The organism is Rouxiella badensis (genome assembly GCF_002093665.1).
GTDB lineage: Bacteria > Pseudomonadota > Gammaproteobacteria > Enterobacterales > Enterobacteriaceae > Rouxiella > Rouxiella badensis.
Genome location: NZ_MRWE01000008.1, coordinates 109,049 through 129,696 on the forward strand (window position 1 = coordinate 109,049; position 20,648 = coordinate 129,696).

The 20,648-nt window shown below is 57.0% G+C and carries 19 protein-coding genes; 7 read left to right on the top strand and 12 right to left on the bottom strand.

Annotation, left to right across the window (positions count from 1 at the left end; all coding sequences use genetic code 11):
- Positions 1–164 precede the first annotated feature (164 nt).
- Positions 165–878, bottom strand: a complete 714-nt coding sequence (locus BS640_RS06945) for an SDR family oxidoreductase (protein ID WP_084912251.1) — start codon at positions 876–878, stop codon at positions 165–167.
- A 200-nt stretch (positions 879–1,078) separates the two neighbouring features.
- Here BS640_RS06945 and BS640_RS06950 point away from each other — a divergent pair, with 200 nt between their 5' ends.
- Genes BS640_RS06950 through BS640_RS06975 form a run of 6 tightly spaced genes read left to right on the top strand, consistent with a single transcriptional unit; the run spans position 1,079 to position 5,719 of the window.
- Positions 1,079–1,906: an ABC transporter substrate-binding protein gene (locus BS640_RS06950; RefSeq protein ID WP_017492058.1), complete on the top strand. Its 828-nt coding sequence runs from the start codon at positions 1,079–1,081 to the stop codon at positions 1,904–1,906.
- Positions 1,907–1,922: 16 nt separating this feature from the next.
- Complete coding sequence (locus BS640_RS06955; RefSeq protein WP_084912252.1) at positions 1,923–2,753, top strand: amino acid ABC transporter ATP-binding protein; 831 nt, start codon at positions 1,923–1,925, stop codon at positions 2,751–2,753.
- Positions 2,750–3,547 carry an amino acid ABC transporter permease gene (locus BS640_RS06960; protein WP_084912253.1) on the top strand — a complete coding sequence of 266 codons (798 nt, stop codon included), beginning with the start codon at positions 2,750–2,752 and terminating at the stop codon, positions 3,545–3,547. Before BS640_RS06955 ends, BS640_RS06960 begins: the two co-directional genes overlap by 4 nt.
- Positions 3,537–4,238: an amino acid ABC transporter permease gene (locus BS640_RS06965; protein ID WP_017492061.1), complete on the top strand. Its 702-nt coding sequence runs from the start codon at positions 3,537–3,539 to the stop codon at positions 4,236–4,238. The genes BS640_RS06960 and BS640_RS06965 overlap by 11 nt, the downstream gene beginning before the upstream one ends.
- A gap of 18 nt (positions 4,239–4,256) precedes the next feature.
- The gene (locus BS640_RS06970) at positions 4,257–4,847 is read left to right on the top strand and encodes a malonic semialdehyde reductase (RefSeq protein ID WP_017492062.1); all 591 of its coding nucleotides are present in this window, start codon (positions 4,257–4,259) and stop codon (positions 4,845–4,847) included.
- Positions 4,848–4,891: 44 nt separating this feature from the next.
- Positions 4,892–5,719 carry a MetQ/NlpA family ABC transporter substrate-binding protein gene (locus BS640_RS06975; protein WP_084912254.1) on the top strand — a complete coding sequence of 276 codons (828 nt, stop codon included), beginning with the start codon at positions 4,892–4,894 and terminating at the stop codon, positions 5,717–5,719.
- A gap of 66 nt (positions 5,720–5,785) precedes the next feature.
- Here BS640_RS06975 and BS640_RS06980 read toward each other — a convergent pair whose 3' ends face one another.
- The 10 genes from BS640_RS06980 to BS640_RS07025 form a co-directional block, all read right to left on the bottom strand.
- Positions 5,786–7,468: a dipeptide ABC transporter ATP-binding protein gene (locus BS640_RS06980; RefSeq protein ID WP_084912255.1), complete on the bottom strand. Its 1,683-nt coding sequence runs from the start codon at positions 7,466–7,468 to the stop codon at positions 5,786–5,788.
- A gap of 3 nt (positions 7,469–7,471) precedes the next feature.
- The gene (locus BS640_RS06985) at positions 7,472–8,335 is read right to left on the bottom strand and encodes an ABC transporter permease (protein WP_017492065.1); all 864 of its coding nucleotides are present in this window, start codon (positions 8,333–8,335) and stop codon (positions 7,472–7,474) included.
- Between the two features lie 2 nt (positions 8,336–8,337).
- A complete protein-coding gene (locus BS640_RS06990) occupies positions 8,338–9,267 on the bottom strand; it encodes an ABC transporter permease (RefSeq protein ID WP_017492066.1) in 930 nt (309 codons plus the stop codon).
- A gap of 1 nt (position 9,268) precedes the next feature.
- The gene (locus BS640_RS06995; protein WP_420916429.1) at positions 9,269–10,885 is read right to left on the bottom strand and encodes an ABC transporter substrate-binding protein; all 1,617 of its coding nucleotides are present in this window, start codon (positions 10,883–10,885) and stop codon (positions 9,269–9,271) included.
- Positions 10,886–10,979: 94 nt separating this feature from the next.
- The gene (locus tag BS640_RS07000; protein ID WP_084912257.1) at positions 10,980–12,104 is read right to left on the bottom strand and encodes an alkylhydroperoxidase domain protein; all 1,125 of its coding nucleotides are present in this window, start codon (positions 12,102–12,104) and stop codon (positions 10,980–10,982) included.
- Positions 12,101–13,183: a putative FMN-dependent luciferase-like monooxygenase gene (locus tag BS640_RS07005; protein ID WP_017492069.1), complete on the bottom strand. Its 1,083-nt coding sequence runs from the start codon at positions 13,181–13,183 to the stop codon at positions 12,101–12,103. Before BS640_RS07005 ends, BS640_RS07000 begins: the two co-directional genes overlap by 4 nt.
- Positions 13,180–14,850 (bottom strand): dipeptide ABC transporter ATP-binding protein, encoded by a 1,671-nt coding sequence (locus tag BS640_RS07010; protein ID WP_084912258.1) that lies wholly within the window; start codon positions 14,848–14,850, stop codon positions 13,180–13,182. The genes BS640_RS07005 and BS640_RS07010 overlap by 4 nt, the downstream gene beginning before the upstream one ends.
- Positions 14,847–15,725, bottom strand: coding sequence for an ABC transporter permease (locus BS640_RS07015; RefSeq protein WP_084912259.1), 879 nt, complete (start codon positions 15,723–15,725; stop codon positions 14,847–14,849). Before BS640_RS07015 ends, BS640_RS07010 begins: the two co-directional genes overlap by 4 nt.
- Positions 15,722–16,666, bottom strand: coding sequence for an ABC transporter permease (locus tag BS640_RS07020; protein WP_017492072.1), 945 nt, complete (start codon positions 16,664–16,666; stop codon positions 15,722–15,724). The genes BS640_RS07015 and BS640_RS07020 overlap by 4 nt, the downstream gene beginning before the upstream one ends.
- 14 nt (positions 16,667–16,680) lie before the next feature.
- The gene (locus tag BS640_RS07025; protein WP_084912260.1) at positions 16,681–18,318 is read right to left on the bottom strand and encodes a TIGR04028 family ABC transporter substrate-binding protein; all 1,638 of its coding nucleotides are present in this window, start codon (positions 18,316–18,318) and stop codon (positions 16,681–16,683) included.
- Between the two features lie 375 nt (positions 18,319–18,693).
- On the opposite strand from BS640_RS07025, the gene BS640_RS07030 reads away from it, so the two are divergent.
- Positions 18,694–20,004, top strand: a complete 1,311-nt coding sequence (locus BS640_RS07030) for an NtaA/DmoA family FMN-dependent monooxygenase (protein ID WP_017490093.1) — start codon at positions 18,694–18,696, stop codon at positions 20,002–20,004.
- Positions 20,005–20,095: 91 nt separating this feature from the next.
- On the opposite strand, the gene BS640_RS07035 is transcribed toward BS640_RS07030, so the two are convergent.
- Positions 20,096–20,551: an SDR family NAD(P)-dependent oxidoreductase gene (locus tag BS640_RS07035; protein WP_017490092.1), complete on the bottom strand. Its 456-nt coding sequence runs from the start codon at positions 20,549–20,551 to the stop codon at positions 20,096–20,098.
- Positions 20,552–20,648 lie beyond the last annotated feature (97 nt).

Here is a 20,648-nt window from a genome sequence, read left to right on the forward strand (position 1 = left end):
AATTCTGCATGGAAACGGGCCACCTCTTGCGGCGTCATAGCTCCTTAGAGATCATAGGAATAGAATAATTTTGCTTATGTTTTTCTCTAAAGACAGAAGCCTGGCAACGCATTTTTAGCCATTCAGCAGGAACATTGCCGGCTTAAGAACGAGGAAGGGGGAAACTAGCGCTTTGCCTTGTCGTGGCGCGGGCGAACATTAACGTCGGTTATCTGTGTGTCTTCACTGGCGGAAACCACCAGCCGCACCGCATGGGCAACCGACTCAGGCGTGCTGTATTCCAGCGGATCAATTTCTGCAAAATTACCGGCACGTTCGCGGCTCTTTCTGTTCATTGGCGTATCCGTGGGGCCGGGAGATACCGTAGCGACCCGCACGCCGTTGTCGCTTTCTTCTCCACGCAGGGCGTGTGCGAGGGCATTGAGGGCAAACTTGCTGGCCGAATAGACCGTATGTCCCGGCAGTGCCAGCGTGCCTGACCCCGAGTTGATAAACACCACCTGACCGTTTTGTTCGCGCAGTGCGGGGAGGGCGAGTCGAGTCAGCTCGGCGGGCGCAAAAAGGTTGATGGAAAACTGTTTTTGCCAGACGTCTGGCGTGGCGTTCTCAACGGTAGTTTGTTCGGAAACGGCAGCCGCATGAACCAGCACGTTTATCTGCGGCAGTGAGTGGATGAGTTTTTGCTGCGCCTCGAAGTCGAGCAGGTCAATCTCGACCGCCTCGACGTTTTGCAACAGACGCAGCGCAACCAGGCTGTCCTTGTTGCGGCCCAATGCATAAACCTGATGATCTTTTGCCAGATCATACACTACCGCCAATCCGATGCCGCTGGTGCCGCCGGTCACTACGGCGACCGGGCGTGAAAGGTGTGTTGTCATAATAAATTCCTCTGTAAGTATTGCCAAAAAGTTAGCAGTAATTTCTCCGTCCCGTTATGCATTTTCCTGTAATTCTTAGCATTTTTTCTTGGTAGTGCCGTTTACGGGCTTGTGTAATTCTCTGAGCAATATAAGAAAAGACACTCTGGTTTATGACCGGATATAGGGTTGAAGCTCAGGCTTTTGCATAAGGAACAGGAATGAAGAAATCTATTTTGCGCCGTGGCAATCTTTCCGCATGGGGACTTCTGGTACTCAGCAGCGTTACCGCCGTGGCCGCTCATGCGGACCAACTGGCCGATATCAAGAAAGCCGGCGTGGTCAGAGTGGCGACCTTCGACTCAAACCCGCCGTTCGGTTCCGTTGACGCAAAAACTCACGACATCGTGGGCTACGACGTCGATTTTGCCAAGGCGCTGGCGAAGGCCTGGGGGGTCAAACTGCAGCTGGTGCCGACCAACCCGGCAAACCGCATTCCTCTTCTGCAATCGGGTAAGGCTGACCTGATCGTTGCCGACATTACCATCACACCTGAGCGCGCGCAGGTGGTCGATTTCTCCGTTCCCTATTTTGTGACCGGTCAGCAGTTCCTGGTGCCGGTGGGTTCACCGGACAAACTGGACGCCTACGCGACCGCTCGCATCGGTGCGGTAAAAGGTACGACCGGCGAGCAGGAACTTCATCACCGTTTCCCGCAGTCACGCGTGCTGTCTTATGACGACATTCCGCTGGCGTTATCGGCGTTACGCAACGGCAACGTTCAGGCTATCACCCAGGACAGCACTATCTTGGCGGGCTTGCTCGATGGCGCGCCGGACAAGGCGAAATATAAGGTGTTGCCAGAACTGTTGAGCAAAGAAGAGATTGGTGTCGGTGTCAAAAAAGGCGAAAGCAACCTGTTGAAAGCGGTCAATGACGAGCTGCTGACCCTCGAGAAAAACGGTCAGGCGGTCAGTATCTACAACACATGGTTTGGCCCGCAGACGAAATCCCCGCAGCCGCGACTGTTCAAAATCGAAGCGAAATAATCGGCGGGTACCTGCGATGCAGCAAGACTCTCTCTCTACCGCAGCGACGTCTGCGGTTTTTTCACGTTCAGCGGTGAAAAACCAAACGGCGGTGGAATTCCGCCGGGTCAGCAAATCCTTTGGCCCTCATCAGGTGATAAAACAGGTCAATCTGAGTGTGTCGAGCGGCGAAGTGATTGCGGTATGCGGTCCATCTGGCTCGGGTAAATCGACCTTAATTCGGTTGATCAATCATCTTGAGACGCTAAGCGAAGGCGAAATTTTCATTAACCAGCAGCCTACCTCGCGCTTGAACGGCGCCGCGCTGCGACAGTTACGTACTCATATTGGCTTTGTATTTCAGCAGTTTAACCTCTACTCCCACCTCACGGCGCAGGACAATGTCAGCCTTGCGCTCATTAAAGTGCACGGCTGGAAGCGAGAGGACGCGCGCAAGAAGGCGCAGACCTTGCTCGAACGCGTAGGGTTGAAAGACCGCGCGCTGCATTACCCCGAGCAGCTTTCGGGAGGCCAGCAGCAGCGGGTGGCCATTGCGCGTGCACTGGTCACCGATCCCTCCATTATCCTTTTCGATGAGCCGACGTCAGCGCTCGACCCTGAGATGATCGGGGAGGTGTTGCTGGTAATGCGTGAGCTGGCACAGAGTGGGATAACCATGATAGTGGTGACCCACGAGATGAGTTTTGCACGCGGAATCGCCGACAGAGTGGTGTTTATGGACGGCGGCGAAATACTTGAAGAGGCCGAGCCTGAAGCCTTCTTCACCCGGCCCGCCCACCCGCGGGCGCAGCGGTTTCTGCAGAAAGTGCTGTTCCCGCTGCACCCGGAAGAAGGGCCCGCGCAATGAGCTGGCATCCAGACTGGGCCGGGGTGCTAACCGGCCAGCCGTTGCAGTGGATTATCTCAGGCTTTCTGACCACGCTTTACGTCAGCGTGGTGAGCAGCCTCCTGGCAAGTGGTCTGGTCGTGTTATTGCTGGCTCTGAGACTCGGCGGCCAGCGGGTGGGGCGGGCATTTGTCGCCGCCTATGTCTCGATATTTCGTAATACGCCGCTGCTGGTTCAGCTATTTTTCTGGTATTTCGCCGCCTACGGTGCATTGCCGCAGCGTTGGCGTTTTTACATCGGCGACAATCATCCGTGGGCGACGCTGCCGGGTAACGTGGCGTGGCTGACACCGGAGTTTCTCTGTGCGGCGTGGGGACTGGCGTTGTTTACCGCTGCCTTTCTGCTCGAAGAGGTGCAGTCGGGCCTCAATGCGATTCCTAAAGGGCAAAGCGAAGCCGCAATTTCACAAGGATTTAGCGACTGGCAGCGGCTGCGAAGCGTGCTGTTGCCTCAGGCCGTGACTAACGCCTGGCAGCCAATCGCCGGCCAGTATCTCAATCTGATGAAGCTTTCATCACTCGCCACCGGCATCGGTTTTTCGGAGCTGACCTATCAAGTTAGCCAGATTGAAAGCTATAACGCGCACGCCTTTGAAGGCTTTGCCGTGGGCACCGGACTGTATCTGCTGCTCGGCCTGATTCTGGGGGGATTATTGACCTGGCTAGGGCCGAAGCGCCCGGCTAAAAAGCGTCAACAGCCTCGGATTGCGGGGTTAACGCAGGAAGCGTCGGCGGAGGGGCATCATGGAGTTTGATTACTCGGTCCTGCACGATAATTTTACTTATATGCTGTGGGGGCGCGTCGCCGACGGGCAGCCGGGCGGGGTGTTGCTAACGCTGATTATGGCGCTTTCGGCGGGTGTTCTGGCCTTGGTTTTAGGCGTGCTGATGGCCGGGTTAGCGTGGCGTTTCGGCGGCTGGACGCGACACGTTCTGTTCCTCTGGGCGTCGTTCATTCGCGGTATCCCACTGATCTTCGTTATTTTCTGGCTCTATTTTTTACTGCCGGTCGTTTTTGGCGGCTCAATTCCGGGGCCACTGACCGTGGTGCTTGCGTTGGCGTGGTTTACCTCAGCGGCGGTGATGCATTCAACCCTCGCCGGTCTCGAGTCACTGCCAACGGGACAGCAAGAGGCGGGAATTGCCTCTGGGATGAGTCCGCTAAAAATTCTTGGCTTTATCCTGCTGCCGCAGGCGTGGCCCAACCTGTTGCCTTCCTATATTGGCCTGTTTATCTCGCTGATTAAGGATACTTCGCTGGCGTTTATCGTCAACGTGCCTGAGTTGACGACGATTGCCGCGCAGGTGAATAACCGCGTGCAGATTTACCCGGCAGAGATCTTCCTGTTTGTCGGACTGGTGTATTACCTGATTTGCGCCGCGCTGGCGCACGTTGCCGGAAAAAGGCTGAAGAAGGCCAAGCGGCAGCGGCTTGTTAAACCCTAACCTGATGTGGAGCAAGATATGTCTGACATTTTAACCCAAGAAGTTTTGGCGCAGCTGTTTACCGAGGCGCGGACCCACAACGGCTGGCAGGACAAACCGGTCAGCCCTGAATTGCTGAAACAGGCGTGGGACATTGCTAAATGGGGCCCAACCTCGGCCAACGCCAGTCCGCTGCGTGTGGTGTTTATCAGCGGCAAAGCGGCGAAGGATCGGCTGGTCGAGGCGGTTTCCGACGGCAACAAGCTGAAAACCGCCAGCGCGCCGGTGACGGCCATTATTGCCCACGATCCCAAATTCTATGACCAACTGCCCAAGCTGTTTCCGCACGCCGATGCGCGCAGTTGGTTTACCTCAAGCGAGGCATTAGCCAATGAAACCGCCTTCAGAAATGGGTCTTTACAGGCGGCCTATTTCATCATTGCCCTGCGCTCGCTGGGATTGGACACCGGCCCAATGTCGGGTTTTGACGCCGCCGAGGTTGAAAAACGCTTCCTGAGTGAAAAGGGCTGGAAAGTGAATTTCCTGGTCAATATTGGCTACGGCGATCCGGCCAAACTGTTCGAACGTTTGCCGCGTTTGTCCTTCGATGAAGCCACCTTAACGCTTTAATTTACTGTTTTTAAAAAATAACAATACTGATACAGGGATAAAATATGCTCAATAAATTCGCTTTTCGTCTCGGACTTTCCGCCGCTTCCGCAGGCCGTTTGACCGCCCTCGCGGCGCTGATGGCTTCAGTTTCTGCCTATGCTGCCGAGCCGCTGCGCGTGGCCGCCGATCCGGTACCCCACGCCGAGATCCTCGACTACGTGAAGAAGATCGACCCGGGCCTGAATCTCAAGGTCATCGAGATACCGGAAGGAGTTAACTCCAATGAACTGCTGGAGCATGGTGACGTAGACGCCAACTATTTCCAGCATCGCCCTTATCTGTTAACGCAGGAAAAGGCGTTGGGCGTGAAGTTTGCGGTGGCCGCCGAGGTCCATATCGAGCCGCTGGGAATATACTCCAGCAAGTATAAGCACTACGACCAGGTACCGTATAACGCCAAGGTGGCTATTCCAAACAACGAGACCAATCTCAGTCGTGGCCTCTATCTGTTGCAGGACCAGGGCCTCATCAAGCTAAAGCCAGATCTGAAAACGCTGGCAACGCCGCAGGACATTATTAGCAATCCTAAGCATCTTAAAATCGTAGAGGTTGAATCGCCGCAAATTCCACGCGCCTTACCGGACGTGGATCTGGCGATTATTAACGGAAACTACGCGCTGGAAGCCGGGCTGGATCCGGCGAAAGATGCGCTGGGGCTGGAAAAAGCGCAAGGAAATCCGTATGCCAATATCGTGGTCACCACGCAGAAACTGGCGCAGGATCCCCGTATTTTGCGTCTGGCGAAAGACTTGGAATCACCGCAGGTGGCCGAGTTTATTATTCAGAAATACCACGGGTCTGTGCTGCCAGTGAGCGCGGCTAAAAGCTAAAAAGGGTTTTACCCGGCAGTAACCTATCGCCCCCAACGCGTTGCACGCCAGGGGGCGATAGTTTTATCAGACTGATGCGGCAGGCACGCTGGCGAGCAGGGTTTGCGTATAGGCATGCTGCGGCGAGCGGATAATCTGCTCGGTAGTGCCACTTTCCACTATCTTGCCGTCTTTCATTACCGCAATCCGATGACTCATGTGTTCGACTACGCCCAAATCATGGGAGATAAACAGCATGGCAAGTCCGAGCTTGCGCTGAAGCGCGGTGAGCAGGTCCAGAACCTGAGCCTGCGTGGTGACATCGAGCGCCGAAACCGGCTCGTCGCAGACCAGAATTTCCGGATCGGACGCCAGCGCCTGGGCGATTGACACCCGCTGACGCTGTCCGCCCGACAAGGCCTGTGGGCGACGTTCCAGCAGTTTAGGATGCAGCCCGACGAGTTGCAGTAATTCCAGCGTTTTTAAACGCAAGTCAAGCGCCGAAAGTTTTCCGCGTAGCTTCAACGGCTGGTGAATAATCTGCTCGACCGTATACTGTGGGTCGAAGGAGCCTAATGGGTCCTGCGTAATGGTTTGAATGCGCCCGCGCAAGGGCCGACGTTCCGACTCTCGCAGCTGGCTCCAGGGTTTTCCTGCCAGCCATACTTCACCGCGATGTGCCGACTGAAGTGCAAGCACCACTTTCCCCAGCGTGGTCTTACCCGAGCCTGACTCGCCGACCAGCCCGAGCGTCTCTCCCCACGCCAGCTGGAGTGAGACCTGATTGACCGCATTGTGTTTGACGCCGTCGGGGCGACTGAAATTGACCGAGACGTCGCGCACGTCCAGCGCTGCGACATTCTGCTCGCGGCGCTGCTGGTTTTCGTTCTCTTGCGCGGTGAGCGGCGCATCCGGCAGCGGCGGCTCTCCCGAAAGCCAACGTCCCCGCGTGTCTGCCCCGGGAATAGCGGCTAGAAGCCGTCGCGTATAAGGGTGCGACGGCGCGGCCAGTACCTGCTTCGCATTGCCGCTCTCCACGCCTTCACCCTGCTGCATGACCACCACGCGGTCAGCGACCTGCGCGACCACCGAGAGGTCGTGGGTTATCAGCAACACGCCGTGACCGGCCTGCGCCAGCTTGCGAAATACCGCCAAAATACGTTGCTGAACGGTGACGTCGAGCGCCGTCGTCGGTTCGTCGGCGATCAACAGTTTCGGGCCGCCTGCGAGGGCCGAGGCGATCAGCGCGCGCTGGCGAAGTCCGCCGGAAAGTTGGTGGGGATACTGATCAATACGGTGATGCGGGTCGGGTATACCGACCTGATGCAGCAGCGCTTCTACCTGTGCGGGTATCGCACGACGCGGGTACAACCGATGGATAAGCATGGGTTCGGCGATTTCCTTGCCGAGGGTGCGCAGCGGATCAAGCGAGACCAGTGCGTCCTGCAAGACGAAGCCAATCTCGCGGCCGCGCAGCTTTTGCCAGTCTGCGGCGCTTTGTTTCAGCAAGTTTTTGGCCGTGCCATCGTGGGTGATTAAGGTCAGGGTACGGGCGTTGACCCTGGCATTATCGCCGGCCAGTCCGACCAGTGTTCGTGCAGTCACCGACTTACCTGAACCCGACTCGCCGACCAGTGCGACAATTTCGCCGGGTCGAACCTGAAACGAGATATTTTTTACCGCCTGTACGGTGCCCTGCGGCTGAAGAAAATCAACCTGTAGATCTTCAACGACGAGGAGCGGGGCGGCCGCATTTTGATTGAGGGTCATGGATTAGGCCCCTTTTGCCAGAATAGTTTGCAAACGACGACCCAGGAGGGTGATAGCAATCACCGAGACGGCCACCACGGTGGCGGGCAACAGGCTTATCCACGGCGCGACGTCGAGATAGTCACGGCCATCGGCCAGCAGCGCGCCCCATTCGGCGGTAGGCGGAATAACGCCCAGACCGAGGAAGCTCAGCGACGACGCGGTCAGCACCGACTGGCCCACGCCGATGGTGGCGAGAATAAGCAGCGGGCGCAGCGTGTTGGGCAGAATGTGTCGAAAGATAATGCTCAGCGGCGGTTCGCCGAGCGCCACGGCGTGCTCGACATAGCCGGAAAGTTTGACCTGCAACACCTGAGAGCGTAACAGACGCGCATAGCTGGCGATGCCCGAGAGCCCGACGGCAATCAGCGTGTTGGTTGGTCCGCGCCCCAGCACGGCAATCACCAGCAGTGCCAGCAGCAGCTCGGGAAAGGCGAGCAGAATATCGAGTACCCGCACCAGCACGCGCCGCAGAGCCAGCGGTGCCAGCGCCGTCAGTAAACCGAGCGCCATGCCGCCGAGGCAGGCGATAAGCGTTGCGCCGAGGCCGATGCTCAACGACAGCGCGGAGCCGTAAACCACGCGGGAAAATACGTCGCGGCCCAGTGAATCGGTTCCAAACCAGTGGTGCAGCGTTGGGGCGGCGAGCACCGCGTCCATGTCCATGTCATCCGGTTTCAGGGGCGTGAACCACTGCGGCGCAATAACGGTGAAAATCAGCAGCAGGACGAAGGCCGCAGGGATGAGCGTTTTGGGCAACAGCCACGGACTGGTGCTGCGCGCCAAAGTGTTCTGGCGTGAGGGAATTAGCAAAGGATCGCTGCTCATGGTCAAGGGGTCCTTTTACGCAGGCGCGGATCGACCAGCAGATAGGCGGCATCGACCAACAGATTAATGATAACGAACAGCAGGGCAGAGAGCATCACGATGCCCAGCACCAGAGGCATATCGCGGCTGGCTATTGCCTGTAGGGTGATTTTGCCGATACCCGCGCGGCCAAAGACCGTTTCAGTAAGAATAGACCCGCTCAGCACGCTCGCCAGCATGGTGCCGGTCAACGTGGAGGCCGCCAGGGCGGCGTGGCGCAGGCCGTGGCGCAGACGCAGGCGGGTTTCACCGGCACCGCGTGCACGCACCGTCAACGCGAAGGGCTGCGACAGCGCCTCCTCCAGACCGTCGCGCAGAATTTGACTCAGAATCGCCGCCAGCGGCAGGCTCAGGGTAATCACAGGCAGCACCAGCGAGCGCCAGCCATCGTTACCCATCACCGGGAACCAGTGCATCTGAAAACTGAACAGGCTGAGCAGGATGATGCCTAGCCAATAGACCGGTGTGCTGAGCAGGCAAAGCTCAAGCCCGGAGAAGCACGCTCTAAGGACGCGCCAGCGACCGGCGGTAGCCAACGCATTGAGGATAGCCAACGCCAATGCGAGCAGCAGTGCCAGCGCGGCCAGCACCGACGTTTGCTTCAACGCCGAGAGAATGACCTCGATGACCGGTTCGCGATACTGATAGCTCTGACCAAAATTACCCAACAGCGCATGGCCGCAGTAGTGCAGATACTGCAACCACAGCGGCTGGTCCAGCCCAAACTCATGGGTAAGCTGGGCGCGAAAGGCATCGTCCACCACGCTAGTACCGCCGCTGAGAATGGACACCGGATCGCCCGGAATCAGCTTCAGGGCGATAAAGGTGAGGGTGGCCGCGCCCCATAGCACGGCCAGGATAGTGAAAAGACGTTGTATTGCAGTCCAAATCATATTAATGGCTCAACCAGACATCATAGAAGTTTGGCTTGGCGTTGGTCGCCCAGCTTACGCCGTGTACCTTTTTGGAAATGCCCAACTGATAGGCCGGAACGTACAACGGCACCACGTAGGCCTGCTCGATAATTTCATGCTGAATGTCGGAATAGAGCTGCTGACGTTTCGCGTCCGGTGCGCCTACCGCCTCGAGCAGCTTGGCGTCGAGCGATTTCACGACGCTGTAGTTGGCCCCTTTCGGTGGCGCATAGCTCGACAAGAACACGGTACGCAGGATGTCCGGCTCGGCGCGTACGTAGTAGTTATTCACCACGTCATACTGATTATTGTTGGTGCGGTCGGTAAAGGCACCGGAATCGACCGGGTCCAACTTGAGAAGGAACCCGGCTTTCTTCACCTGGAACTGAATTGCCTGGAACAGCGTCACGTCGGAACTCTGGATAGTCGTCGGGTCATAAACGAAGTCTACGGTCAACGTTTTGCCGTCTTTGGTACGAATACCGTCGCTGTTCTTTTGGGTCCAACCGGCTTCGTCGAGCAGCTTGTTGGCCTTGGCGAGGTCATACTTCAGCAGTTTTGCGACCGAAGGGTCGTAATACTGCGTCTGCGGGCCCAGTACGTTATCGGCAGGTTTCAGGGTGCCGAAGAACGCCACTTTTACCGCCGAAGCGGGATCGGTTGCGCTCTGGAAGGCCTGGCGAACCTTCACGTCGGTGAACGGACCGCGTGAGGTGTTCAGATATAACACCTCACTCACCCCTGGGTTCTCTTTGGTCTTGACCTCGAGCGCCGGATTGTTTTTCACCGACTTGGAGTTGACCGGCGGTACCGCGTCAATGGCCTGAATCTGACCGCTGGTCAACGCGCCTAAACGCACTGAAGACTCCGGCAAATATTTGAAGTTAATCGCTTCAAGGTAGGCTGGACCCGTGTGTGTCGCATAGCCTGGCCCCCAGTGATAGTCGGCGCGACGTGTCAGCTGGCTGCCGCTGCCTTTGACGAAGGACTTAAGAATAAACGGACCGGAACCCACGACTGTGTTGCTGGTGTTCGGGGTGTTTTTCAAATAGGTCGGTGACTGAATACCCAGATACGGCAGGCTTAACCCTTGCAGTAACGGGGCAAACGGCGAGTCATAGTGGATAGCGACGGTATAGTCGTCCGGGGTCGAAATCGTTTTGACAGGCCCAAGCAGCGACTTGGAATAGCTTGAGGTGGTTTTGGGATCGAGAATGCGCTCAAGGTTGAATTTCACCGCGGCGGCGTCGAGCCGGGTGCCGTCGCTGAAGGTCACGTCTTTTCGCAGATGGAACACGTAATCGGTATGGTTTTCATTCACCTCCCAGCTTGATGCCAGCCACGGGGTGAAGTGGTTATCCTCAGCCTGTCCGACGAGGGAATCAACCACGTTACGGTCAATCAGTGCGGTGACCGACTGTCCGGTAATCGACGGGTCAATAATCGGCGTATCGCTGCCCAATGCAACGTTTAACGTACCGCCTTGAACCGGCGTTTCGGCCGCATTTGCGGTAAACGCTTGCCCTGCTGACATCACCAGTGCCGCCGTGGCAACCCACTTGGCGAGCGTCGTTTTTTGCCACTGTTTTTTTGTTATAGTCATATCCAACTCCATCAAAATAATGAAAAAACCCTGTATTTTTTATTCAATAACGACCTGATTACCTTCTCGATTTCATTGACTTTACTGCTTAATATTCAAAGGGTTCGCCGAGCGTCAGCATCAGACGGTTGGCCCAGGCGAAGAACGCGGTGGACTGCACGAGGTCAAGCAACTCGAGGTCGCTGAGTCCCAAATCACGCAAAGACTGAATTTGTTTCTCGTTGGCGGTAGCCGGGGTGGCAGACAACGCGGCGGCAAAGTCAATTTCTGCCTGCCATCTTGCGTCCTGTCCGACACTCAAAATATCCCCCGGAGAGGTATCGAGCAGGCGCTGAACCGCGTCAGGATCCTTCGACAGCTGCGCCGCCTTACGTGCGTGCACCGAGGCACAGTAGATGCAGCCGTTTATCTTACTGGCGACGGCGGCGGCGAGTTCGCGGTCTTTACGCGGCAGCCCTCCGGAGGTGAAGAAAATACCTTTGTCGGTCAGCGTACGCTGCTCCAGCACTGGCAGGTTGCGGCCGAGCAGGCGGAAGTAGTCGGAGTCGGTGTGGCCGAAGCGCGCCAGAATTTCCTGCTGCTCGGCGGTGAAGTCTTGCAGCGGTTTTGAGGCAATCCACGGCTCCCAACCCAGCTCGGCCTGAGTAAAGGCGGTCGGCGCAGGCTGGCCGGAATAAGTTTTCGGCTCGGTATTCCAGAAAGCGGCGCCTACGGTGGCGGTGCCGTTATCCAGCGTCGACTTGCCGTTAATCAGACGATAACCGCGCAGTAAACGGCTCTGGAAACTGACGAAGGCCACCAACTGAGACAGGGTGACGATGGCGTCAGGCGTCCAACCTGCGGCTTCGAGCTGTTGCAAATGCTCGGCGGTGGCATTAGCAGGCTTGAAGGTCAGGCGTTCGGCGTGCGCCAGCGCCGACTGAAGCCTGCTGCGTGAAGGCGATTCAGCCTGCAAGGCGTGCAGGCGTTCGGCATAGTGTGCGCCGAGCTGGATATCAGCGTGCCAGCGGGCGATCTGCTGGGCAATGGCCAGACGGTCGGCGAGCGGAAATTCGGCGATAAGTTCGTTGCTGTTAAACAGCGCGTTGTAGCTTCCCTGGATGTGCGCTGTTGCGGCTTCACGGGTTTCGCGCGCCTGCGCCAGCGTGGAACCCGATTCGATTTCTGCCAGCGTTGCCAGCAGATCGGTCGCTTGTTCTTGAGCAACGGTCATAGTGTTTCCTTTGAAAGTTCGAAATGAAGAGGCTGAGGTTTAGCGATGCTTTTCGGGGTCTGTCGCACCCAGCCGAGGGCTGGTGCCACTTTTTTGGCGATCAGCTCGATAGAACGCAAAATGTAAGGGTGAGGCGGATCGATGGAATGCACCTGAAACGCCAAATCGGTCACCCTCGCCAGCGCGGTATCGCGTTTTAGGGAGGTAATAACCTGTTCGGCGGTGCCGAGATGCACGTCGAAGGCGGCGATATAATCGTCAAGCGAGTCACCCCGGGTTTTATGACCGGCAAGCTGGAAGTTATAGGCCTGACGACGCAGTCCTTTTTCGGCCAGCCTTCTTGCCTCCTCGGCGTCGTCGCTGACGAAGGCGGTCCGTGAGCCGAGAATGCGCGGCTCAACCCCCGCGGGCAGCGCCTCAAGATAGGCGTCGATTATTCTGTTTTGCAGCACGTCCAGCGGTAACTCGGGCTGCCCTTCAGGGCGCGGTTGAGTGCGGGAAAGCATCAGGCCATCGCCTGCCGCACCGGCCCTCGCGCCGCCTTCCGGCGAGAACGTGGCCTGCCACAGCCGACGGTTAAGCTGGGGGGCAGGCGGATAGAGCTGATTCCCTTCTCCCTTGAGCGCCTTACCCTGCCAGGCATCACGCAGGGTTTGCAGATTCTGCGCAAAGGCTTCGCCGCGCGTGTCGAGCGTTAGGCCGAAGGGGATAAATGATGATGCGGTACCGCCCGAACCCAGCCCAATCTCCAGACGGCCACCGGCGAGTAAATCCAGCACCGCGGCGTCTTCTGCCACGCGCAGCGCATTCTCCATTGCCAGCGTAATAACCCCGGTACCGAGGCGAATGTGGCGTGTGTTGGCCGCGACGTAGGCTAAAAAAACCAGCGGAGCGGGCAGGCCGCCTTCATCCCGATGAAAATGGTGTTGCGCTATCCAGGCGGAATCAAATCCCAGCTGTTCGGCATGGGCGATTTGCTCTGCTGCCAGACGATAGCGCTCCTGCGGGCTGGTGTCGTCTAACAGACGGGTGAAGAATCCGAGTCGTTTATGACTGCTGTCAGAGGCCGCTTGGCTCATACAAACTCCTTGGTTGGCGTCGGCTGTGCGACGCGCAAATGCGAAATACCCGGAATGGCGCTGAGCAGTTCACGGGTGTAGGCGTGGGTCGGTTGGGTGAACAGAGATTCGACGTCGCCGTAATCAACCTGTTTGCCCTGATTCAGAACCGACACGCTGTGCGAAATCTGGCGCACGATGGCCAGATCGTGAGAGATAAAGAGATACGTCAGGCCCAGCTCCTGCTGGAGCTGCACCAGTAGACGCAAGATTTGCGCCTGAACGGTGACGTCGAGTGCGGACGTTGCTTCGTCCAGAACCAGCACCTGCGGCTCGAGTATCAGCGCACGGGCCAGGGCCACGCGTTGACGTTGCCCGCCCGAGAGCTCGTGCGGTTTGCGTTGCAGCAGATTCAGCGGCAGCGCCACGCGTTCCGCTATCTCGTGCACCTTTGCCCGGCGCTGGTCGGCGCTGAGCTTAAAAAAGTTTAGCAGCGGTTCTTCGATAACCTTGAACAGCGTCTGCGACGGGTCGAGCGACGCGAAAGGGTTCTGATACACCAACTGGATTTTCCTGCGCGCCTGACGTAACGCCTCGCCGGATAACTGCGTGATGTCTACGCCGTCGATAAACAATTGGCCGCTGTCGGGTCGTTGAAAACCCAGCAACAATCGTGCCAGCGTGGTCTTGCCTGAACCCGACTCGCCAACCAGTGAATGCGTCGTGCCGCGCGTTACCTCGAACGAAACATCATCCAGCGCCTTGAAGGCCGAGGTATTTTTACCACCCAGCGAGAAGTGTTTGCTGACGTTACGCACCACGATCGCGCTATCGGCATGCTTTGCACTGTGCGCCAGCGCAGAGAGAGGGCGCGGGGTTAACGCGGGGGCGTCATTGAACAGCTGACGGGTATATTCGCTCTTCGGCGCGCGCAGTACCTCGGCGGTAATGCCCTGTTCCTGTACCTGACCTTTACGGAAAACCAGCAGGCGATCGGCACGCTCTGCCGCCAGCGCCAGGTCGTGAGTGACAAACAGCACGGCGGTCCCAAACTCCAGGCGCAGCGCGTCAATCAGGTCCAGAATGCGTTTCTGCACCCGCACATCCAGCGCGCTGGTGGGTTCATCGGCAATAATCAGCGCAGGCTGTAACGCAATCGCGATAGCAATCAATACGCGCTGCTTCATACCGCCCGAAAGCTGATGCGGATACTGTTTCGCCCGCTGCTCGGGGTGCGTCAGCCCCACGCGAGTCAGCAGCTCCACCACGCGTGCGTCTCGGGCCTTGCGCGGCATGCGGCGGTGGATTTTTAGCACCTCGGCCACCTGTTCGCCGACGGTTTTCACCGGGTTCAGCGAGCTGGTGGGATCCTGCGGAATAAGGCTGATGCTTGACCCGCGCAGACTGTCAAGCCGGCGTGAGGACCAGCGGCTAATATCGGTGCCGTTGAGCAGAATGCTGCCGTGCTCGATATGCCCGTTTTCAGCCAGCAGGCCAATGATCGACTGCGCCGTAGTGGTCTTGCCGGAGCCAGACTCACCGACCAGTGCGACGACCTCGCCCGGCAGAATCGAGAAAGAGACCTGCTCGACGACACGCGTGGCCTGCTGCCCACTGCTGTAAACAATCGAGACGTCTTTCAGTTCCAGCACCGGTCGAAGGGCGGTGTCGTTATTGAGTGAACTCATCGGCGTTTGCTCCTGAATGAGTGGCTAATGCGGTTTGCCGACAGCACGGTCAGAATCACCACGATGCCGGGGAAGGTGGTGAGCCACCAGGCGGTGGAGATATAGTTACGGCCCTCGGCTATCAGTAATCCCCACTCTGGCGTTGGCGGTGGGGTGCCGTAACCGAGAAAACTCAGGGTAGAAATCGACAGGATGGCGTTACCAAACTGGAGCGCCGAGAAGGCGATAACGGACGTCAACGAGTTGGGCAAAATATGTCGCCATAGCACCGAGAAGAAGGTGCCGCCGCTGCCGTAGGCCGCCTCGACATAGTCGCTCTGGCGAACCAGCACCGCTTCGGAACGCGCCAGTCGGGCAAAGTTAGCGACCGAGGTTACCCCGACGGCAATCGCCGCGTGGACAGTGCCGAAGCCGAGCAGAATAATCACGCTCAGCGACAGCAGCAGGCTCGGGATCGACAGCAGTACGTCAACGACGCGCATGATGACGGTATCGGCCACGCCGCCGACCGACGCGGCAGCTAACCCGAGGGCGCTGCCAAAAATCAGTCCGAGAACCACCGCCACCAGTGCGCCAGAAAGCGAATGAGACGCGCCATAAACGATACGGGCATAAAGGTCGCGTCCGAGCTGATCGGTGCCAAGCCAGTGCCCCGGACCGGGAGCCAGACGCTGAGCGCCTGCGATGCCTTCGGTGCCGCTGTACTGGGTAAACAGCTGAGGGGCGATTGCCCAGAGGATAACGACCAGCATCACGACCCAGGCCAGGATTAGCGTGGGTTGCAGACGAGAGAATCGAGCGCGTGAGGCTGTCGGGAATGCCGCCAGCTGCGCGCTGTCGTCGCTGTTGTGTTTGGTTATCGGCAAACTGCTCATGAGCTCACTCCGACAGACGTTTTGAGACGCGGGTCAAGCAGGGGGTAAACCAGGTCGACCAGCAGATTGATAGTGACGTAGGCGGTGGCAGAAATCACCACGATAGCCTGCAATACCGCCAGATCCTGATTGTTCACCGCCTGCTGTGTCAGTTGTCCGATACCGTTCAACCCGAACACTGTTTCGGTCACCAGAGCACCGGCAATCAGTTCTCCGAACAGCAAACCGGCAATGGTCAGTGCGGGCAGAGTGGCGTTACGGCCCACGTGCAGCCAGAGCACGCGGCTACGGCTCGCCCCCTTAGCGCGCGCGACGGACACGAAAGGCTGTGTTTGAACCTTGTCGATACTGCGGATAAGAATCTGCGCCAGCGGAGCGCTGATTGGCACCGCAAGCGTAATCACCGGCAGGATAAGCCCAACCCATTCGCCTGGATTGATCACCGGGATCCATCCGAGCCGGAACGAAAAGACCTGAATCAGCGCTATCCCCAGCCAGAAGGTGGGAATAGAGATGAACAGGGAGGGCAGGGTGAGCAGCGCCGACTTCAGCCAGCGCAGCGGCAGCAGGTTGGACGCGAAGGCAATGACTCCCGCCAGCACCACCGCCAGCAGGAAGCCAAGCACTGCCAGACGCAACGTGGGTGGGAAGTTGCTGACCAGCAGCTCCGTCACCGGCACGCCAGCCTGGATGGAAAAGCCGAAGTCACCGTGCAGAAAGCTGCCGAGCGTATGCAGATACTGCTGCCACAGCGGCATATCTGCCCCGTAGGCGGCACGCATCTCGGCAATCTGCGCCGGGCTGAGGCCCATCGACGGGTCCTGGAATTTGATCAAGATGGCGTCACCGGGCAGCATTTGCAGTAACACAAACGACAGGGTAAATGCTGCCCATAGCACCAACAGGGCCTGACCAATGCGTCCGCTAAGATATCGGCTCATCGTTTACTCCGGTATTAATGTTTCGCCAACCAGGCGCTGTAGAAGCTTGGGCGCCCCACGGCCTCGAAGGTGACGTCATGCAGATAAGGCGCACCGGCAAAGACCTGTGGCTCTTCGAAGATAGGGATCTCATAGGCCTGATCCAGCAGATAGCGCTGCGCATCGCCGGCCAGGGCCAGACGTTTTTGTGGATCGATTTCTGCGGAGATATCCACCAACAGTTTGTTCAGCTTGTCGTCCTTAAAGCTTTTCACTTTATTGCTCAGGCCGCCGAGCTGCAGCAGGGCATCGCGGTTGGTGGGATAGAATTCACTCTTGATAACGTCAGGATCGGCGCGGCCTACTTCTACCACGTTGACCGGCGTTTTCAGCGGATCAAGACTGTCGGCCACCCGGCTGCCTGCATCACCGGCCAGCACGGTCAGCTTGACGCCAATCTGGTTCCACTGTTGGGCAACCAGCTGCAAGACCTCTTTGTTTTGCGGCTGCGGCAGGGATTCATAGATAGTCAGCGCCAGCGGCTTACCGTCTTTCTCACGGATGCCGTTCGGGCCCGGCTTCCAGCCAGCCTCGTCGAGCAGCTTTTTGGACAACGCCGGGTCATATTTCAGCTTGTCGCTCAGGTTGACGTAACCCGCCGCTGAGGCGGCGATGACCGAGGTGGCCTGCGGATAGTTCGGCGAGAACAGCGTCGAGACAATCTGTTTGCTGTCGACCCCGTGCAGCAACGCCTCGCGTACGCGCAGGTCGGCGACGAGCGGGTTGTCCGGACGGAACGAGATGCCGTCGTTAACGCCGCGGGTGGACGGCGCATAGATTGGAAACTGCTTGGCCTCGGCCTGTTTTTCGTCGTAGGCCTGAACCTGACGAATGAAGTCGGCCTGGCCCGCCAGCAGTGCACCAATGCGGACGCTGTCTTCGCCGGTGACGATCACTTTGATGGCATCAAGGTTGGCGCGGCCCTGCTGTTTGAGATTTTTAGGGCCCCAGTTGTAGTCTTTACGTGCCGTTAAATCGACCTCGCGCCCTAGCGTTTCAGCGCTGACCACGAAGGGGCCTGAACCGATGATGTGGCGTGCATCGCCGAGCCCATTGAAGTCACGCGCCAGCGTACTCAATGACACCAGCCCGGAGCCGATGGTTGCGGTCCCCTGTAAGAATCCCGGCGACGGCTTTTTGAAGTAGAACTTGACGGTAAGCGGGTCGACGACTTCGCTGTGGTCATAATTATTAATCACTTCCGAAATCGGCAGGTGATGCTCTTTATTACCCAGGCCATAGGTGTCGAAGTTTTTCGCCACCGCATTAGCGTCAAGCGGAGTACCGTCTGAGAATGTCACTCCCGGATGCAGCTTGAAGGTATATTCGGTCTTGTCGGCGTTGGTGGTCCATGACTCGGCAATCCACGGCTCTATTTGCAGCGTTTGCGGATTCTGATAGGTCAGTTTGTCGGTTATCTGATTCAGTATGCCGCCGTTGGGATAAAATCCACCGGCAGGAGGATAAAGATTGGTGTGAGCCTGCTGCTCAAGGTAAATCAGCGTACCGCCTTTTACCGGCGCAGTTTCTGCGGCCCATGAAGAAGAACTCCCTGCTAACAGGGCTAATGACAGCCCTAACGCCACGGCGCTAACTCGGCGAGATGAGTGCATATTTCTTTCCTTTTTTATTTTTGATTTGAGGTGTGCAGGAGGTCATAACAAACCAAATTAAAAGGAAGATGAAATAACGAATTTAGCTATCCATAGCAATAAATTATCATAGTGAATACCCACATTTAATCATGCGTTTTAAACCCTCAGAATATTGATAAACAATAGATTTAAAGTGCAATCCTGACCGCGTTTCTCCTCGTAATCTCTACAAACTCCATTTTTAAAAAATAGATTAAACCTCTCTCGCTTCTCTTATTATTTTTTGTAAAAACAAAATGCTTTTTTATTCGTAGCTTAAAAATCTGTGAGCTCTATTTTTAGACTGACTTTCGACCGTATTTTGACTTGTTATGATGGAAAAAGGAGTTCAGTTTGAGTAACCAAACTCGCAGGCGTCTTAAGACTCTGGTAGGGGCAGGGAGCGTGGTATCGGCATCTAACGATGACCATCGCAAGACGGGCATCGAACGCGCCGTCTGTTTGGCAAAAATTGCCGAAAAAGAAAAGATTAGCGGACTCTTTACCGCCGACTTGTTGCAGGCAGACCCTGACGGGCTGGCGGGCACCACTGGCAGTCAGGATCCTATCGTGGCGCTTGCGGCGTTGAGTCAGGTTACGTCGGACATCGGACTGATTGCCACCGTCTCGACCACCTATCATCACCCCTATAATCTGGCGCGTCTGATTGGTACGCTGGACCACGTCAGCGGCGGCAGGGCGGGCTGGAACGCCGTCACCTCGTCGGTCGGCGAGGAGAATTTTGGCGACATCAGCCTGCCGGATCCGGCCACGCGCTACGCCCGTGCTACCGAGTTTATCGAAGTGCTTAGCGCACTGTTTGATGCCAACGATCCGGCAGCGGTGCGTCGTGCGGCAAGCGGCTCTATCAGCATCGACCCGCGTAAACTGCATGCTATCAACCACCGCGGCGATTTCTTTCAGGTTGAAGGTCCGCTTAACGTGCCACCGCCACCGCAGGGGCGTCCGGTGCAGTTTCAGGCAGGGCAGTCCGACGAGGGGCTGATTCTCGGGGCTAAATACGCCGAGGTTATTTACACCTCGCAGCCTACGCTCAATGACGCCGTGAGTTTTGTTGAACGCGTTCATCAGCACGCCAACGCCTTCGGCCGCCATGAAAATAAGCCGCTTATCATGAACTCTTTCCACTCGGTGATTGGCGAAAGCGCGACGGACGTTTCGCGCAGGCTGCGTGAAAAACATGAGCGCATCGACTATCAGCAGGGCAAGCTGAAGGTCGCCGATATGCTGGGCGGGGAAATCGATCTGCGCGACTTTGCGCTGGACCAGCCTATCCCGCCTAAATTCCTGCCGGAAGTGGGGCTTATCAATCGCCGCAGGGGACGCGCCGATATCTTTAAACGCTTTGCACTACAGGGGCTCACGCTCCGGGAACTGATTATTCAGGCACAGGAAACCGGGCACTGGTATGTGGCGGGTACGCCTGAAACGCTGGCGGATGCTATCGAGGAACGTTTCAACGCTGGCGTGCTTGACGTTATCTCGCTCCATGGCCTCGGTCAGCCCGACCAGGAGGATCTCTTGCTTAACGGCCTGCTGCCGGAATTGCGTAAAAGAAAGCTGATTGATGAGGACTATCTTGGGGAGGATTTCAGGGCGAATCTTGGATTAGCTTCTCTTAAGAGCCCAAGCCTGGTCTATTAATCTTTGATTTTCCGCTGATAGAATGAAAACAGCAGTGACAAGGATTGCCACTGCTGTTATGGCCGGGCATTGAGATATAAAGGCCACCTCATTACCAGCCAGACACTCGAGTCTGGTTGATAGACAGGGCTGCATTGATATTTTCAGTCAGCAATTTTTCCAGATTGTCGGCATCTCTGATACCCAGTTCGCTCACCGAATAGACGAATCCTGCACTGTTGACCACGATATCCAGCCCGCCAAAAATGCCTGAAGCATATTTTACCAGCATCTCGATTTGGGATTTAACTGTGATATCCACGGCCACGGCAATCGCCTTTCCGCCAGCGTGACGAATATCTTCGGCGGTTTGTTCAGCCTGGGCGATGTCAGCGTCTGTCACGATGATTGAAGCCCCCAGCGAAGCCAGCAAAATCGCCTGCTCTTTACCACAACCTTGACCTGCGTGCGTCACCATGGCGACCTTGCCATCGAGCCGTTGTTTACCCATCGTCATTAGCGTGACACTCGTCGGTGCCTGGTGGTTCTCTTTGTCAGTCTCTGGCATTGTTACGTTCCCTTAAAAAGATTTAAATAAAAACCTCAACGTGATAATCAACGTCTTGTCGTTCTGTAGTTTGTCATGGGAGTGAGTAAAATAACAA